The sequence below is a fragment of the Streptomyces sp. NPDC029138 genome, from assembly GCF_055564375.1.
Genome location: NZ_JBVHWM010000101.1, coordinates 1 through 15,614, shown reverse-complemented (window position 1 = coordinate 15,614; position 15,614 = coordinate 1). Strand labels below are relative to the sequence as shown.

Sequence of the window (15,614 nt, the reverse complement as noted above, 5' to 3'; positions counted from 1 at the left end):
GTGGTGTCTTGGCCGGGGTGCCGCCCGGCGGGCCCGCTGTCGCGCCGACCGGGGTACGGCCCACGAGTCCCGGTGGTGCCTTGGCCGGGGTACGGTCCACGAGTCCCGGTGGTGCCTTGGCCGGGGTACGGCCCAGGCGTCGCGGTGGTGTCTTGGCCGGGGTGCCGCCCGGCGGGCCCGCTGTCGCGCCGACCGGGGTACGGCCCACGAGTCCCGGTGGTGCCTTGGCCGGGGTACGGCCCAGGCGTCGCGGTGGTGTCTTGGCCGGGGTTCGGTCCGGCGGACCTGGCGTCGCGCTGACTGGGGTACGGCTCACGGGTCGCGGGGGTGTGGCCAGGGTTCGGTCCGGCGGAGCTGTCGTCGCGCCGGCCGGCGTGCGGTCCACTGCCCGCACAAGCGGCGTACGCCCGACCGTTCTCACCGGCGCCTTGGTCGACGTACCGCCCTCCCAGCCCACCGGCGCGCTCACGCGTGGACAGCCCAGCCCTGTCACCGAGGTCGGCGTTCCCAGCGATGCGACTGCTCCCGCCGTCACCAACGCCCTCGCCCCCGCCACCCGCACCCGGCGACCCGCTCCCACCCGCGTCCCCCGCCCCGGCCCCGTCACCGGCAGCCGTCGGCGTCGTAGTGGTGAACGGTGCCGCCACCACCACCGTGCCTCCGCGTCGGCGGCCCGCCACCTGGCCGTCCTCGGCGAGGCGCCGGTACGCCTCGGTCACCACGCCCCGCGAGACGCGCAGTTCGGCGGCGAGCACCCGGGTCGGCGGCAGTCTGCTGCCGACCGTCAGCCGGCCGTCGGCTATCGCCTGCCGGAGCCGTTCCGTCAGCCACTCCGCCTTGCCGCCGGCGGGCACGTCCCCGACCGCCAGTTGCAGGAAGTCGGAGCCACGCGCCGGCACCTCCACCGTCTCCCGCCCCTCGTCCACCCCGCCCATACTGCCCTTCGGCCGGTCAGTCGTCGAAGACGAACTCCGGAGCGGCCGGGGTGAGCACGGCCGTCGCCGTGGTGGCCGCCCAGTGCGCCGCCACCTCCTCCTCGACCGTCTTCAGCACCTCGGCCACGCTCTCCGCGCCGCCCTCGTGCATCGCCTCCGTCACCACCAGCACCCGCCCGGTGTGCGCGCCGACCGCCGAGTGGCCGCTCTGCCGGTGGGTCCAGCGGCGGGCATGGGCCCGGCCCGCCGAGTCGACGAAGGTCACCTCGCCGGGCGCCGGATGCTCGACGGCGCCGCCGAACGCCGTGTACGTCTCGTCCCCGAGGGCCGGGCGCACCTCCAGCAGCGGCCCGGCGATCCGGTCGACGTCGAGGACCGCCACCGGAACCGCGTACGCCACCGAGATCGCGTTGCACAGGTCCACCAGCGGATGGATGCGCGGCAGCGCGCCCTCCTTCCGCAGCCGGCGCAGCAGCGACTCCGAGGCGGACCGGTACTGCGTCGGCTTCAGCCCCATCCGGGCGAAGGCCCGCCGCCAGGCCAGCACCTCGGGAAACTCGCCCTCGGTGGCCCGCGCGAGCCGCGCCACGGCCCGGGCGGTGTACGCGGCGGCGCGTGGCCCCGTGTCCATGGGGTCGCCGACGCCGGCGGCGTACAGCGCGCCTGCGGACAGGTCGGGGAAGGCGGCCCGGACCGGGTCCGCATGCCGGAATCGCACGGTCACGCCACCACCGCTCGGGCAGCCGGGCTCGACGAAACGCTCAACGGGACCTCCTCGGTGATCGGGAGCACCACCCTGCCCGGCCCTTGGCCCGGTGGCCAGGACCAAACAAGGCACGGATCACCGGTCCATAACTCCGCGACCATCGCCCCCTACCCGCCCTCCCCGACGCACCGCGTGGCATCATCAGCCGGGTCCGGGCCCGGGTCGGAGCACCAGCAGGACCCAACAGCACCAGGAGCACCAGCACCAAGAGCACGAGGGAGCACGAGAGCACGATGGACCCCGCGCTGCTGGACGACTTCTCCCTGGAGATGACCGGCAAGGACGTGCCCGGGCTGGTGGAGGCCCGCGACAGCATCCCGCCGGGCACCCGGATCAACATCACGTTCCTGGCCGGCGAGGACACCGGTACGCGGCTGACCGCCGCCCGCGCGGTCAAACGGCTCGGTTTCGTCCCGGTACCGCACATCTCCGCGCGCCGCCTGCCCTCCCGGACCGCCCTGGAGGAGTTCCTCGGCGGGCTGGCGGCCGACGGCACCGCCGGGAACGTGTTCGTCGTCGGCGGCGACCCGGCCCGGCCCGAGGGGCCCTACGAGGACGCCCTCGCCGTCCTGCGCACCGGGCTGCTGCGACGCCACGGCGTCCGGCACATCGGTATCGCCGGCTACCCCGAGGGCCACCCCGGCATAGTCGACCGGGCCCTCTGGTCGGCGCTCACGGACAAGGCGGCGGCCATCGGGGCAGGCCGGTTCACCGGGGACGTCATCACCCAGTTCGGCTTCGACGTCGACCCGGTGCTCGCCTGGCTGGAGGCCCTCCGCGCACGGGGTGTGCACCTGCCCGTCCGTATCGGCGTCCCCGGACCGGCGGGCGTGCGCCGGCTGCTGCGCTACGCCGGCCGGTTCGGCGTCGGCACCAGCGCCTCCGTGGCCCGCAAGTACGGCCTCTCGCTCACCAACCTCATGGGTACGGCCGGCCCGGACCGCTTTCTGCACACGCTGGCCGACCGGTACGACCCCGCCCGGCACGGCACGGTGAAGGTGCACTTCTACACGTTCGGGGGCCTGCGGACCACCGCCGACTGGATCAGCCGCTTCCGCCACGACTCCGAACGGTTCGGCGAGGTGCGCCAGACCGCTCGCCCGTAGGCGAAACCCTGGCCAGGCCCACGTACGTGTCGGATTTCCGCCAGCCGCCGGGGCGCGCGGTGGCCGATGCTGGACGCATGCAGACAGGGAAGCACCTCGACCGGGAGCACTGCGTACGCGCCGTGCGGTCCAAGGACGCGCGGTTCGACGGATGGTTCTTCACCGCCGTCCTGACCACCCGGATCTACTGCCGGCCGAGCTGCCCGGTCGTGCCGCCCAAGCCGGAGAACATGACGTTCTACCCGAGCGCCGCCGCCTGCCAGCAGGCCGGGTTCCGGGCCTGCAAGCGCTGCCGCCCCGACACCAGCCCCGGCTCCCCGGAGTGGAACGCGCGCGCCGACCTGGTGGCCCGGGCCATGCGGCTGATCGCCGACGGGGTCGTGGACCGCGAGGGCGTGCCCGGACTCGCCGCCCGGCTCGGCTACAGCACCCGGCAGGTGGAACGCCAACTGCTCGCCGAGCTGGGCGCCGGCCCCCTCGCGCTCGCCCGCGCCCAGCGGGCCCAGACCGCGCGGCTGCTCATCGAGACCACGGCACTGCCGATGGCGGAGATCGCGTTCGCGGCCGGTTTCGCCTCCATCCGCGCCTTCAACGACACGGTCCGAGAGGTGTTCGCCCTGTCCCCGACCGAACTGCGCGCCCGGGCGCCGAGGAGCGGCGCGGTCACCCCCGGCGTGCTCACCCTGCGGCTGCCGTTCCGGGCCCCGCTGAACCCGTCCAACCTCTTCGGCCACCTCGCCGCCACCGCCGTACCCGGCGTCGAGGAGTGGCGCGACGGCGCCTACCGCCGCACCCTGCGGCTGCCGTACGGGCACGGCATCGTCGCGCTCGCACCCCGCCCCGACCACATCGCCTGCCGACTCACCCTCAGCGACCTGCGCGACCTGACCGTGGCCATCAGCCGCTGCCGCCGCCTGCTCGACCTGGACGCCGACCCGGTGGCGGTCGACGACCATCTGCGCACCGACCCGTTGCTCGCGCCCCTCGTCGACCGGGCCCCGGGCCGCCGGGTGCCGCGCACGGTCGACGAGGCCGAGTTCGCCGTCCGGGCCGTGCTCGGGCAGCAGGTGTCCACGGCCGCCGCCCGCACCCACGCGGCCCGCCTGGTCACCGCGCACGGCAAGCCCCTGGACGACCCCGAAGGCGGCCTCACGCACCTCTTCCCCTCACCCGAGGCGCTGGCCGCCGTCGACCCGGAGACCCTGGCGATGCCCCGTACCCGGCGCGCCACCTTCAGCACCCTCGTCCGTGAACTCGCCGACGGCGGCCTCCGCCTGGGCATGGAGGCCGACTGGGCCGAGGCGCGGGCCCGGCTCCTCGCGCTGCCCGGCTTCGGACCCTGGACGGTGGACGTCATCGCCATGCGCGCCCTCGGCGACCCCGACGCCTTCCTCCCCACCGACCTCGGCATCCGGCGCGCCGCGAAGGAGCTGGGCCTGCCGTCCACCCCGGCCGCGCTCACCGCCCGCGCGGAGACCTGGCGGCCCTGGCGGGCGTACGCGGTGCAGTACCTGTGGGCGACGGACAGCCACCCGATCAACTTCCTCCCGGTCTGAAGGACTTCCATGAACCACCACACCGTGACCGACAGCCCGTACGGCCCGCTCACCCTCGTCGCGGACGCCGACGGCGCCCTGTGCGGCCTGTACATGGCGGACCAGCGGCACCGCCCCGGCGAGGAGACGTTCGGCCCGCGCGACGACACCCTGCCCGTCTTCGCCGAGACGGCCGAGCAGCTGACCGCGTATTTCTCGGGCGAGACCAAGGAGTTCACCGTCCGGCTCGGACTGCGCGGAACACCGTTCCAGCGCAGCGTCTGGCAGCAGCTGGCCGGCATCCCCTACGGCGAGACCCGCACCTACGGCGAACTGGCCGACGCCCTCGGCAACCCCCGGGCCTCCCGTGCCGTCGGCCTCGCCAACGGCCGCAATCCCGTGGGCATCATCGTCCCCTGCCACCGCGTGATCGGCTCCGACGGCAGCCTCACCGGGTACGGCGGCGGCCTGGACCGCAAGCGCCGCCTCCTGGACTTCGAACGGGGCACCGCGCTGTTCTGACCCGGCTGCTCGGCGCCCTCAGTCGCTCAAGGTGCGCAGAAGTGCGGGCAGCGCGGTGCCGATCGGCTCTCGGACGATCTCGTCGGCCAGGTCGTCGTACGGCGTGGGCTCGGCGTTCACGATGACGAGGCGTGCGCCGTGGTCGGCGGCCACGCCGGCGAGGCCGGCGGCGGGCTGAACCTGGAGGCTGCTGCCCACGGCGATGAACACCTGGCAGGCCTGGGTGATGGCCACGGCCTCGCCGAGGACCACCGGATCGAGCCGCTCGCCGAACATCACGGTCGCCGACTTCAGGATGCCGCCGCACTCCAGGCACGGCGGGTCCTCCTCGCCGGCCTCCACCCGGGCGAGGGCGCCCTCCATCGATCCACGGGCCCCGCACCCGGTGCACACCACACTGCGGGCGCTGCCGTGCAGTTCGAGCACCTTGCGGGCGGGCATCCCGGCGAGCTGGTGCAGGCCGTCCACGTTCTGGGTGATGACCCGGACCGGGACGCCGGACCTCTCCAGCTCGGCGACGGCCCGGTGCGCCGCGTTCGGCTCGGCGGCCAGCGTCCGGTTCGTGCGGCGCATCTGCCAGGACCGCCGCCGGATCTCCGGGTCCGCCATGTAGTACTCGTACGTCACGAGCTTCTCGGCGTCCGGATCCCGCCGCCACAGTCCGTTCGGCCCGCGGTAGTCCGGAATGCCGGAGTCGGTGGAGATACCCGCCCCGCTGAGCAGGGCGACGAGAGGCTTGGCCATGGCATCGAGGGTAGGGCGGGCGGCGGTACCGCCGCGAGCGGATAAGTGCCCAGGCGGGTTCGCCGGGACGGTCCCGCCGCGCGGCGCCCGGTGCTAGCGTCCCCGCATGGCCAAGGTGACTGTCTCGCTCGACGCCCAGCTCGTGGTGGAGGTCATGGTGCTCGCGGGGGTGGGAAATCCGCAGGACGCCGTCGAACTGGTCGTCCGGGACTACATCGAGCGCGGGCACCGCACGGAGGCACGGATCGCCGCCCGGGACGACGCGCTGCGCGAGGTGGACACCAAGCCGCGCAACGCCGAGGGCTGAGCGGTCACGCGGAGGGTCGAGCGGTCACGCGGAGGGCGAGCGGTCACGCCACCCGGTGGCCGTTCTCCAGTTCCGCCGTGCCCGAGCCGGTCGCGAGGACGTCCAGCGCGGCCAGCACGCGGTGGCCGAGCGCCCCGGGCAGATGGGCGGTGAGGTCCTCGGGGGCGACCAGGCGCCAGGACAGCAACTCCTCCTCCTGGAGACGGATGGCCTTCAGCTCGGCCTCGGAGAGGACACCGCCGTCGTACAGGTACGCCACCAGAGGAGGCCGGCCCGTGCCGTGCACCCAGTCCACGGCCAGCAGCCGGCCGAGTTCCCGGTCGAGCCCGATCTCCTCCAGCGTCTCCCGGCGGGCGCCCTGGCGCGGCGTCTCCCCGTCGTCGGACTCGATGGTCCCGCCCGGAAGCGCCCAGCCGTCACGGTAGTTGGGTTCGACGAGCAGCACCCGTCCCTCGGCGTCCCGGAAGAGGGCGGCGGCCCCGGCGAGGACACGGGGCAGGCTCGCGATGTACGCGGCGAAGTCTTGGGTGGTGGTCATTGAGGAAGGGTAACCAGCCACCCGGCGGCTACGTCGCGCTCGTCGTCAGGCGCAGGGTGCGTTCGGCCAGCGCACTGATCCGTACGCCGTCGAAGCCGAACACCGCGCTGCGCACCGTGTCCTCCAGCGGGTCCCGCCAGCGCGCCGGGATGGCCTCCGCCCCGGTGAGGACGCCGACCACCGACCCGGCCGTCGCCCCGTTGGAGTCGGTGTCCAGGCCGCCGCGCACGGTCAGCGCGACGGTCCTGGTGAAGTCGCCGTCGCCGTACAGCAGCCCCGCCGTCAGGACGGCGACGTTGGGGACCGCGTGGATCCAGCCGAGCCCCGCCGTCTCCGCGGACACCGTCGCCAGGGTCTCCTCCCACGGCAGCCGCGTCTCGTGCAGGCTCGCCACCCGCCGCACGGTCCGCGCCAGCCGGCTGCTCGCCGGGACGACCGAGAGCGCGGTCTCCAGGGCGTCCCGGACGCTCGGGGCGGTGAAGGCCGCCGAGATCAGCGCGGCGGCCCACATGGCGCCGTAGACGCCGTTGCCGGTGTGCGAGAGCACCGCGTCCCGGCGGGCCAGACCGGCGGCCCGGACCGGATCGCCGGGACAGGTCCAGCCGTAGACGTCGGCACGGATCAGCGCGCCGATCCACTCCTGGTACGGGTTGTCGTACGTCGCCGTCAGCGGCGGTTTCAGCCCGTTCGCCAGGTTGCGGTACGCGGCCCGTTCCGCCGTGAACGTCTGGAGATAGGGCAGCCTGAGCAGCCACAGGTCGCCGACCTGCTCGGTGCTGAAGCCGAAGCCGTGGGTCTCCAGCAGATGCAGGCCGAGGATCGCGTAGTCGACGTCGTCGTCCCGGCAGCTGCCGTGGATGCGGCCGCGCACGCACTGGCGCCACTCCGGGCGCATCACGGCGGCCTCGTCCGCGTCGGCCGGCTCGGGCAGGTAGTCGGTCAGCGGCAGGGCCGCGGCCCGGCGCAGATAGCGGTCGATGCGGTCGCGCGTCCACACCTCGCCCTGCTCCACCGGCTTGCCGAGCATGTTGCCCGCGATCCGGCCGAGCCAGCCGCCGTGGACGCGGTCGGCGAGGTCAGGTCCGGTGCGCTGGGTGCTCATGGCAGGGGTGTACCCGCTTTGCCCAGCCGGCTCCCAGCGGCTTCCCAGGCTTCGGGCGGGGCATGACGGCGGGGGCGTCCTGCGGTTATGGTCACAGCGGCGCGACTGGCCCTGACGTGCGCGGGGCCCGGAGAGCGAGGGGAAGACAAGGTGGCGGACGCTGCAAGGAACGAGACCCGTCGGGTGCTCATCGCCGCGGACAAGTTCAAGGGCTCGCTGACGGCCGTGCAGGTCGCCGAGCGGGTGACGGCCGGGCTGCGCCGGGTCGTGCCGGAGCTTCGGATCGAGGCGCTGCCCGTGGCCGACGGCGGCGACGGGACCGTGGACGCGGCGGTCGCGGCCGGCTTCGAGCGCCGGGAGGTCCGGGTCGCCGGGCCGCTCGGGCAGGAGGTCACGGCCGCGTTCGCGCTGCGCGGCGACACCGCGGTGGTGGAGATGGCCGAGGCGAGCGGCTTGCAGCGGCTGCCCGCCGGTGTCTTCGCGCCGCTGACCGCCTCGACGTACGGCTCCGGGGAGCTGCTGCGCGCCGCACTGGACGCGGGCGCGCGGACCATCGTGTTCGGCGTCGGCGGCAGCGCCACGACGGACGGCGGCGCGGGCATGCTGTCCGCGCTGGGCGCGCGGTTCCTGACCGAGGAGGGGGAGCCGGTGGCGCCGGGCGGCGGCGGACTCGCCGACCTCGCCCGGGCGGACCTGTCCGGCCTCGACCCGCGGCTGTCCTCGGTCGAGCTGGTGCTGGCCAGCGACGTCGACAATCCGCTGACCGGGCCGAAGGGCGCGTCGGCGGTGTACGGCCCGCAGAAGGGGGCCTCGCCGGACGACGTGGAGACGCTGGACGCCGCGCTGGCCCACTTCGCGAAGGTGCTGGAGGCGGAGGCCGGGCCGCGGGCCGCCGAGTACGCGGCGGCGCCCGGGGCGGGGGCCGCCGGGGGCATCGGGTACGGGGCCCTGTTGCTCGGTGCGCGGTTCCGTCCCGGCATCGAGGTCATGCTGGACGTGCTGGGCTTCGCGCCGGCCCTGGAACGGGCCTCCCTGGTGATCACAGGGGAGGGGTCGCTGGACGAGCAGACGCTGCACGGTAAGGCGCCGGCGGGGGTGGCGGCGGCGGCGCGGGCGGCGGGCAAGGAGGTCGTGGCGGTGTGCGGGCGGCTGGCTCTGCCGACGGAGGCGCTGCTCCGGGCCGGGATCTCCCAGGCCTACCCCCTGACATCCGTCGAGCCGGACGTGGCCAAGTGCATCGCGGACGCGGGGCCGATCCTGGAGCGGGTCGCCACACACATCGCCGAGCACCACCTGCGCTGACCCCGCTGGGGGCGGAGCCCCCAGGTGCGGCCGCCCAAGCAAAGGGCCCCCTACCCGAACGCGGGTAAGGGGCCCTCGTCGTACGCCGGGCTACGGCAACTGCGTCGCCCGGGCCTCACGACGGTTGTCGCGGAAGTTGTTCACCCGCCGAGCCGTGGCGAACAGCGGAATCACCGCGCCCATGACCAGCTGGAGCGCACAGCCCGTCTGGAGGAGCAGCTGACCGCTGGGCGCGTCGAAGGCCCACGCCGCCAGCAGCCCCATCGACAGCACGATCCAGGAGAGCATCGCGCCCGCGAGACGCCCCCGCGGCTTCGGGTACTCCACCCGGCTCACCATCAGCCACGCGGTCCCGAGGATCGCCAGCAGCGTCGCCACGAACGGCAGCTCCAGCAGCACGATCGAGACGACCGTCAGCGCGCCGAACGGCGAGGGCATGCCCTGGAACATGCCGTCCTTCATCGTCACGCAGCTGAAGCGGGCCAGTCTCAGCACCACGGCCAGCAGCACCACGATCGCCCCCACCGCCGCCACCCGCTGGTGCGCGTCGTCGGCGACCATGCCGTAGACGAGGACGAAGTACGCGGGGGCCAGCCCGAAGCTGATCAGGTCGGACAGGTTGTCCAGCTCCGCGCCCATCGGCGACGAGCGCAGCTTGCGGGCCACCAGCCCGTCGAACAGGTCGAAGACCGCCGCGCAGAGCATCAGGATGACCGCCGTGGCCGCGCTGTGGCGGGCCATGCCGGACTCCTGGCTGCCGGTGAGGTGCGGGATCAGGATGCCGGTGGTGGTGAAGTACACCGCCATGAAGCCGCACGTGGCGTTGCCTAGCGTGAGGGTGTCCGCTATCGACAGGCGGAGAGAGAGCGGCATCTCCTCCTCGTCGTCCACTGCGTCGGCCTCGGGCACCCAGCCCGCCTGGGTCTCCGGATCAATCACGGTCAATGCGAGTCACCCCAGCCACGGTCTTCTGTCCGACCTCGACCGCGACCTCCACGCCCTCGGGCAGGTAGAGGTCGACACGCGAGCCGAAGCGGATCAGACCGATTCGGTCGCCCTGCTCGACCTTCGTGCCCCGGGGGATATAGGGGACGATGCGGCGGGCCACCGCGCCGGCGATCTGGATCATCTCGATGTCGCCGAGTTCGGTGTCGAAATGCCAGACTACGCGCTCGTTGTTCTCGCTCTCCTTGTTGAAAGCCGGAACAAAGCCGCCGGGGATGTGCTCGACCGACGTCACCGTGCCCGCGAGGGGCGCGCGGTTGACGTGGACATTGAGCGGGCTCATGAAGATGGCGACGCGGGTACGCCCGTCCTTCCACGGCATGATGCTCTGCACCACACCGTCGGCGGGCGAGATGACCCGGCCCTGGGCGATCTCGCGCTCGGGGTCGCGGAAGAACCACAGCATGCCCGCCGCGAGCGCGGTGGCGGGCACGGCGACGGCCTTGGCTACGCCCGAGCGGCGAGCGCGGGCCAGGCTGAGGGCTGCGGTGGCGACGGTCGGGAGAAGCCACGGCGATGCTCCGCGCGCGAGGCGTACGCCGGCTCGGCTGTCGCGAGGTGCAGAGGTTTGGCTGTGGGGCATGGATGACCTTCGTAGCGGATGATGCCGCGCTCTGACGGGGGACGGCGGCTTTCCCGGGATCGTACCGGTCGCGGGCCACAACTGGGCAAGCCAGGAAGCCGAGTCGGCGGCCGAAGAGTGTCTACGGGGTGTGATCTTCTTCTCGAAGAAAACACCCCGTACCCGGACAATCAGCCCTGGAATCGATACTCTTCGAGCAGCCTGCGCCCGATGATCATTTTCTGGATCTCGGCGGTACCTTCACCGATGAGCAGCATCGGGGCCTCGCGGTAGAGGCGCTCGATCTCGTACTCCTTGGAGAAGCCGTAGCCGCCGTGGATCCGGAAGGCATCCTCCACGACCTCCTTGCAGTACTCGGAGGCGAGGTACTTCGCCATCCCCGCTTCGAGGTCGTTTCGTTCCCCGGAGTCCTTTTTGCGTGCCGCGTTGACCATCATCGCATGCGCGGCCTCGACCTTGGTCGCCATCTCCGCCAGCTTGAACTGGATGGCCTGGTGCTGGGCGATCGGCTTGCCGAACGTGTGCCGCTGCTGGGCGTACTGGACCCCCAGTTCGAAGGCCCGCTGGGCGACGCCGCAGCCGCGCGCCGCCACGTTGACCCGGCCGACCTCCACGCCGTCCATCATTTGGTAAAAACCTCGGCCGGTGACCCCGCCGAGCACCCGATCGGCCGGAACGCGCAGCCCGTCCATGATCAGCTCGGTCGTGTCGACGCCCTTGTAGCCCATCTTCTCGATCTTGCCGGGGATCGTGAGGCCCGGGCGGACCTCGCCGAAGCCCGGCTCCTTCTCGATCAGGAAGGTCGTCATCGACTTGTGCGGCGCCGTACCCTCGGGGTGTCCTTCGTCACTCCGGACGAGTACGGCCACGAGCGAGGACGTGCCGCCGTTCGTGAGCCACATCTTCTGACCGTTCAGGACGTACTCGTCGCCGTCCTTGACCGCCTTCGATGTGATGGCGGACACATCCGAGCCCAGGCCGGGCTCCGACATCGAGAAGGCGCCCCGGATGTCGCCGGCCGCCATCCTCGGCAGGAAGTGGTCCTTCTGCTCCTGCGTGCCGTGCTGCTTGAGCATGTACGCCACAATGAAGTGCGTGTTGATGATGCCGGACACCGACATCCAGCCGCGGGCGATCTCCTCCACGCACAGCGCGTAGGTGAGCAGCGACTCGCCCAGGCCGCCGTACTCCTCGGGGATCATCAGGCCGAAGAGCCCGAGTTCCTTCAGGCCGTCGACGATCTGCTGCGGATACTCGTCGCGGTGCTCCAGCTCGGTCGCGACCGGAATGATCTCTTTGTCGACAAAGTCCCGGACGGTGGAGAGGATCTCCTGCTGGACGTCGGTCAGACCGGCGGTCTGGGCGAGACGGGCCATGGCCTACTTCTCCTGCTGCTCGAGTTCCGGGCGGCCCGGCTGCTCGCCGCCGCGCTCCTTGATGTACGTCTCGGTGGGCACCATCACCTTGCGGCGGAAGACGCACACCAGCGTGCCGTCCTGCTTGTAGCCCTTGGTCTCGACGTAGACGATCCCGCGGTCGTTCTTCGACTTCGACGGCCACTTGTCCAGCACGGTCGTCTCGCCGTAGACCGTGTCGCCGTGGAAGGTCGGCGCCACGTGCTTGAGCGACTCGATCTCCAGGTTGGCGATCGCCTTGCCGGAGATGTCCGGGACGGACATACCGAGCAGCAGGGAGTAGATGTAGTTCCCGACCACCACGTTCTTGCCGAAGTCCGTCGTCTTCTCGGCGTAGTTGGTGTCCATGTGGAGCGGGTGGTGGTTCATGGTGAGGAGACAGAACAGGTGGTCGTCGTACTCCGTGACCGTCTTGCCGGGCCAGTGCTTGTACGTCGCCCCGACCTCGAACTCCTCGTACGTGCGTCCGAACTGCATCGCCGTCACGCCTCCGGGATCTCGAACGTGCTGGTGCGCCGCATACCGGCGGCGCGTCCCTTGCCCGCGATGACCAGGGCCATCTTGCGGCTGGCCTCGTCGATCATCTCGTCGCCGAGCATCGCGGAGCCCTTCTTGCCGCCCGCCTCGGACGTGTAGTAGTCGTACGCGTCCAGGATCAGCTCGGCGTGGTCGTAGTCCTCCTGCGAGGGCGAGAAGACCTCGTTGGCGGCGTCGACCTGGCCCGGGTGCAGCACCCACTTGCCGTCGAAGCCCAGCGCGGCGGCGCGGCCGGCGACCTCGCGGAAGCCGTCGACGTTGCGGATCTGGAGGTAGGGGCCGTCGATCGCCTGGAGGTCGTTGGCGCGGGCGGCCATCAGGATCTTCATCAGGATGTAGTGGTAGGCGTCCGCCGGGTAGCCGGGCGGCTGCTCGCCCACGACCAGCGACTTCATGTTGATCGACGCCATGAAGTCGGCCGGGCCGAAGATGATCGTCTCGATGCGCGGGGAGGCCTGCGCGATCTCGTTGACGTTGTTCAGGCCCTGCGCGTTCTCGATCTGCGCCTCGATGCCGATCCGGCCGACCTCGAAGCCCATCGTCTTCTCGATCTGCGTCAGCAGCAGGTCCAGGGCGACGACCTGCTGGGCGTTCTGCACCTTCGGCAGCATGATGCAGTCGAGGTTCGGGCCCGCGCCCTCGACCACCGTGACGACGTCCCGGTACGTCCACTCGGTCGTCCAGTCGTTGACCCGGACCACGCGTGTCTTGCCCGTCCAGTCGCCCTCGTTGAGGAACTTGACGATGGTGTGCCGCGCCTCGGGCTTGGCGAGCGGCGCGCACGCGTCCTCCAGGTCCAGGAAGACCTGGTCGGCCGGGAGGCCCTGCGCCTTCTCCAGGAAGCGCGGGTTGCTGCCCGGTACGGCCAGGCAGGAGCGCCGCGGGCGAAGGCGGTTGACGGTCGTCATGCGGGGACCTCCAGGGGGTCGAGCTTGTTCGCTTTCCGGATCTCGTCGACGATGCGGCCGATGATCCCGGTGATGTCGAAGTCCTTCGGGGTGAAGACGGCGGCCACTCCGGCTTCCTTCAGCTGCTCGGCGTCACCGTTGGGGATGATGCCACCGGCGATCACCGGTATATCTGTGGCACCGGCCACACGCAGCCGCTGGAGCACATCCGGGACCAGCTGGGCGTGCGAGCCGGACAGGATCGACAGGCCCACGGCGTGGACGTCCTCCGCGAGGGCGGCGTCCACTATCTGTTCGGGCGTCAGCCGGATGCCCTGGTAGACCACCTCGAAGCCGGCGTCCCGCGCGCGGACGGCGATCTGCTCGGCGCCGTTGGAATGCCCGTCCAGGCCCGGCTTGCCCACCAGGAAGCGGAGCTTGCCGACGCCCAGCTCGCGGGCGGTGGCGTCCACCTTGGCGCGGACCTCGGCGAGCGCGGAGCCGGCCTCGGCGGCGACGGCCACCGGCGCGGAGGAGACCCCGGTGGGCGCCCGGAACTCGCCGAACACCTCGCGCAGCGCCCCGGCCCACTCGCCGGTCGTGACGCCCGCGCGGGCGCACTCCAGCGTGGCCTCCATGAGGTTGTCGGTGCCCTTGGCGGCCTCCTTCAGCCGCTCCAGCGCCTTGCAGGGGCGCGGGTGGTTGAAGGGCGGCTGGTAGCGGGTGTCCCGCCAGTGCTGGAGCGACTCGATCACCCGGGCCTCGACCGCCGGGTCGACCGTCATGATCGCGGTGTCCAGGTCGGCCGTGAGCGGATTCGGCTCGGTGCCCTCGAAGATGTTGACGCCGACGATCTTCTCCTGGCCGGACTCGATCCGGGCCCGGCGCTCGGCGTGCGAGGCGACCAGCTGCGACTTGAGGTAGCCGGACTCCACGGCGGCCAGCGCGCCGCCCATCTCCTGGATGCGGTCGATCTCCGCGAGGGTGTCCCCGACCAGCTGGTCCACCTTCGCCTCGATCACCTTCGAGCCCTCGAAGATGTCGTCGTACTCCAGCAGATCGCTCTCGTAGGCGAGGACCTGCTGGATGCGCAGGCTCCACTGCTGGTCCCAGGGCCGGGGCAGGCCCAGCGCCTCGTTCCAGGCGGGCAGCTGCACGGCACGCGCGCGTGCGTCCTTCGACAGGGTCACCGCCAGCATTTCCAGCACGATCCGCTGGACGTTGTTCTCCGGCTGCGCCTCGGTCAGGCCGAGCGAGTTGACCTGGACGCCGTAGCGGAACCGGCGCTGCTTGGGGTTCTCGATGCCGTACCGCTCACGGGTGACCTTGTCCCAGATGCGGCCGAACGCCCGCATCTTGCACATCTCCTCGATGAAGCGGACGCCCGCGTTCACGAAGAAGGAGATGCGGGCGACGACGTCCCCCATGCGCTCCTGCGGCACCTGGCCGGAGTCGCGCACGGCGTCGAGGACGGCGATCGCGGTGGACATCGCGTACGCGATCTCCTGCACCGGCGTGGCCCCGGCCTCCTGTAGGTGGTAGCTACAGATGTTGATCGGGTTCCACTTCGGGATGTGGGAGACCGTGTACGCGATCATGTCCGTCGTCAGGCGGAGCGAGGGTTCCGGCGGGAAGACGTGCGTCCCGCGGGAGAGGTACTCCTTGACGATGTCGTTCTGGGTCGTGCCCTGGAGCTTGGTGATGTCCGCGCCCTGCTCCTCGGCGACGACCTGATAGAGCGCCAGCAGCCACATGGCGGTGGCGTTGATCGTCATCGAGGTGTTCATCTGCTCCAGGGGTATGTCCTGGAACAGCCGGCGCATGTCACCGAGGTGCGCGACGGGCACGCCCACCCGGCCGACCTCGCCGCGCGCGAGGATGTGGTCGGGGTCGTAGCCGGTCTGCGTCGGCAGGTCGAACGCCACCGACAGACCGGTCTGGCCCTTGGCGAGATTGCGCCGGTACAGCTCGTTGGACGCCTCCGCCGTGGAGTGACCGGCGTACGTCCGCATCAGCCACGGCCGGTCCTTCTGACGCTCGCTCATGTACGCCTCTCAGATGTTCCGGAAGCGGTTGATGGCGTCGATGTGCCTGGCGCGCGTCTCCTCGTCGCGCACGCCGAGGCCTTCCTCGGGCGCCAGGCACAGGACGCCGACCTTGCCCTGGTGCAGGTTGCGGTGGACGTCGTAGGCGGCCTGGCCGGTGTCCTCCAGGGAGTACACCTTGGAGAGGGTCGGGTGGATCTTGCCCTTGGCGATGAGGCGGTTGGCCTCCCAGGCCTCGCGGTAGTTCGCGAAGTGCGAGCCGATGATCTTCTTCAGCGACATCCA

At 71.7% G+C, this 15,614-nt stretch carries 15 protein-coding genes and 3 pseudogenes; 5 read left to right on the top strand and 13 right to left on the bottom strand.

The window, feature by feature from the left end; genetic code table 11:
- The 3 genes and pseudogenes from ACZ4WH_RS41470 to ACZ4WH_RS41460 form a co-directional block, all read right to left on the bottom strand.
- Positions 1-208, bottom strand: a pseudogene (locus tag ACZ4WH_RS41470) (hypothetical protein); the annotation flags it as partial.
- A 349-nt stretch (positions 209-557) separates the two neighbouring features.
- A pseudogene (locus ACZ4WH_RS41465) lies at positions 558-935 on the bottom strand (GntR family transcriptional regulator); the annotation flags it as partial.
- A 16-nt stretch (positions 936-951) separates the two neighbouring features.
- Positions 952-1,659, bottom strand: coding sequence for a B3/B4 domain-containing protein (locus tag ACZ4WH_RS41460; protein ID WP_468190770.1), 708 nt, complete (start codon positions 1,657-1,659; stop codon positions 952-954).
- 275 nt (positions 1,660-1,934) lie between these two features.
- On the opposite strand from ACZ4WH_RS41460, the gene ACZ4WH_RS41455 reads away from it, so the two are divergent.
- From ACZ4WH_RS41455 to ACZ4WH_RS41445, 3 genes are all read left to right on the top strand, one after another.
- The gene (locus tag ACZ4WH_RS41455; protein WP_468190768.1) at positions 1,935-2,807 is read left to right on the top strand and encodes a methylenetetrahydrofolate reductase; all 873 of its coding nucleotides are present in this window, start codon (positions 1,935-1,937) and stop codon (positions 2,805-2,807) included.
- 77 nt (positions 2,808-2,884) lie between these two features.
- On the top strand, positions 2,885-4,363 hold the full coding sequence (locus tag ACZ4WH_RS41450; RefSeq protein ID WP_468190766.1) for an AlkA N-terminal domain-containing protein: 1,479 nt from the start codon (positions 2,885-2,887) through the stop codon (positions 4,361-4,363).
- Positions 4,364-4,372: 9 nt separating this feature from the next.
- On the top strand, positions 4,373-4,864 hold the full coding sequence (locus ACZ4WH_RS41445) for a methylated-DNA--[protein]-cysteine S-methyltransferase (protein WP_468190763.1): 492 nt from the start codon (positions 4,373-4,375) through the stop codon (positions 4,862-4,864).
- An 18-nt stretch (positions 4,865-4,882) separates the two neighbouring features.
- On the opposite strand, the gene ACZ4WH_RS41440 is transcribed toward ACZ4WH_RS41445, so the two are convergent.
- A complete protein-coding gene (locus tag ACZ4WH_RS41440; protein ID WP_468190761.1) occupies positions 4,883-5,608 on the bottom strand; it encodes an SIR2 family NAD-dependent protein deacylase in 726 nt (241 codons plus the stop codon).
- 106 nt (positions 5,609-5,714) lie between these two features.
- On the opposite strand from ACZ4WH_RS41440, the gene ACZ4WH_RS41435 reads away from it, so the two are divergent.
- Positions 5,715-5,915, top strand: coding sequence for a DUF2191 domain-containing protein (locus ACZ4WH_RS41435; protein WP_468190759.1), 201 nt, complete (start codon positions 5,715-5,717; stop codon positions 5,913-5,915).
- 43 nt (positions 5,916-5,958) lie between these two features.
- On the opposite strand, the gene ACZ4WH_RS41430 is transcribed toward ACZ4WH_RS41435, so the two are convergent.
- A complete protein-coding gene (locus ACZ4WH_RS41430; RefSeq protein ID WP_468190757.1) occupies positions 5,959-6,453 on the bottom strand; it encodes an NUDIX domain-containing protein in 495 nt (164 codons plus the stop codon).
- A gap of 28 nt (positions 6,454-6,481) precedes the next feature.
- Positions 6,482-7,555, bottom strand: coding sequence for an ADP-ribosylglycohydrolase family protein (locus ACZ4WH_RS41425; protein WP_468190755.1), 1,074 nt, complete (start codon positions 7,553-7,555; stop codon positions 6,482-6,484).
- 150 nt (positions 7,556-7,705) lie between these two features.
- Here ACZ4WH_RS41425 and ACZ4WH_RS41420 point away from each other — a divergent pair, with 150 nt between their 5' ends.
- Entirely contained in the window at positions 7,706-8,857 is a 1,152-nt protein-coding gene (locus tag ACZ4WH_RS41420) for a glycerate kinase (RefSeq protein ID WP_468190753.1), read from the top strand.
- Between the two features lie 90 nt (positions 8,858-8,947).
- Here ACZ4WH_RS41420 and pssA read toward each other — a convergent pair whose 3' ends face one another.
- From pssA to ACZ4WH_RS41385, 7 genes and pseudogenes are all read right to left on the bottom strand, one after another.
- Positions 8,948-9,766, bottom strand: a complete 819-nt coding sequence (pssA, locus tag ACZ4WH_RS41415) for a CDP-diacylglycerol--serine O-phosphatidyltransferase (RefSeq protein WP_468190792.1) — start codon at positions 9,764-9,766, stop codon at positions 8,948-8,950.
- Between the two features lie 22 nt (positions 9,767-9,788).
- Complete coding sequence (locus tag ACZ4WH_RS41410) at positions 9,789-10,445, bottom strand: phosphatidylserine decarboxylase (protein ID WP_364858363.1); 657 nt, start codon at positions 10,443-10,445, stop codon at positions 9,789-9,791.
- Positions 10,446-10,615: 170 nt separating this feature from the next.
- Positions 10,616-11,821 (bottom strand): acyl-CoA dehydrogenase family protein, encoded by a 1,206-nt coding sequence (locus ACZ4WH_RS41405; RefSeq protein ID WP_356339721.1) that lies wholly within the window; start codon positions 11,819-11,821, stop codon positions 10,616-10,618.
- A 3-nt stretch (positions 11,822-11,824) separates the two neighbouring features.
- Positions 11,825-12,337 (bottom strand): MaoC family dehydratase, encoded by a 513-nt coding sequence (locus ACZ4WH_RS41400; protein WP_355930330.1) that lies wholly within the window; start codon positions 12,335-12,337, stop codon positions 11,825-11,827.
- 5 nt (positions 12,338-12,342) lie between these two features.
- Positions 12,343-13,305 (bottom strand): HpcH/HpaI aldolase/citrate lyase family protein, encoded by a 963-nt coding sequence (locus tag ACZ4WH_RS41395; protein WP_468190750.1) that lies wholly within the window; start codon positions 13,303-13,305, stop codon positions 12,343-12,345.
- On the bottom strand, positions 13,302-15,329 hold the full coding sequence (locus ACZ4WH_RS41390) for a protein meaA (protein WP_468190748.1): 2,028 nt from the start codon (positions 15,327-15,329) through the stop codon (positions 13,302-13,304). Before ACZ4WH_RS41390 ends, ACZ4WH_RS41395 begins: the two co-directional genes overlap by 4 nt.
- A gap of 9 nt (positions 15,330-15,338) precedes the next feature.
- A pseudogene (locus ACZ4WH_RS41385) lies at positions 15,339-15,614 on the bottom strand (crotonyl-CoA carboxylase/reductase); the annotation flags it as partial.

Excerpts from the sequence above, each read along its gene's own strand:
- ACZ4WH_RS41455 (WP_468190768.1), top strand. The coding sequence starts at position 1,935 with ATGGACCCCGCGCTGCTGGACGACTTCTCCCTGGAGATGACCGGCAAG.
- ACZ4WH_RS41450 (WP_468190766.1), top strand. The coding sequence starts at position 2,885 with ATGCAGACAGGGAAGCACCTCGACCGGGAGCACTGCGTACGCGCCGTG.
- ACZ4WH_RS41445 (WP_468190763.1), top strand. The coding sequence starts at position 4,373 with ATGAACCACCACACCGTGACCGACAGCCCGTACGGCCCGCTCACCCTC.
- ACZ4WH_RS41440 (WP_468190761.1), bottom strand. The coding sequence starts at position 5,608 with ATGGCCAAGCCTCTCGTCGCCCTGCTCAGCGGGGCGGGTATCTCCACC.
- ACZ4WH_RS41435 (WP_468190759.1), top strand. The coding sequence starts at position 5,715 with ATGGCCAAGGTGACTGTCTCGCTCGACGCCCAGCTCGTGGTGGAGGTC.
- ACZ4WH_RS41430 (WP_468190757.1), bottom strand. The coding sequence starts at position 6,453 with ATGACCACCACCCAAGACTTCGCCGCGTACATCGCGAGCCTGCCCCGT.
- ACZ4WH_RS41425 (WP_468190755.1), bottom strand. The coding sequence starts at position 7,555 with ATGAGCACCCAGCGCACCGGACCTGACCTCGCCGACCGCGTCCACGGC.
- ACZ4WH_RS41410 (WP_364858363.1), bottom strand. The coding sequence starts at position 10,445 with ATGCCCCACAGCCAAACCTCTGCACCTCGCGACAGCCGAGCCGGCGTA.
- ACZ4WH_RS41405 (WP_356339721.1), bottom strand. The coding sequence starts at position 11,821 with ATGGCCCGTCTCGCCCAGACCGCCGGTCTGACCGACGTCCAGCAGGAG.
- ACZ4WH_RS41400 (WP_355930330.1), bottom strand. The coding sequence starts at position 12,337 with ATGCAGTTCGGACGCACGTACGAGGAGTTCGAGGTCGGGGCGACGTAC.
- ACZ4WH_RS41395 (WP_468190750.1), bottom strand. The coding sequence starts at position 13,305 with ATGACGACCGTCAACCGCCTTCGCCCGCGGCGCTCCTGCCTGGCCGTA.
- ACZ4WH_RS41390 (WP_468190748.1), bottom strand. The coding sequence starts at position 15,329 with ATGAGCGAGCGTCAGAAGGACCGGCCGTGGCTGATGCGGACGTACGCC.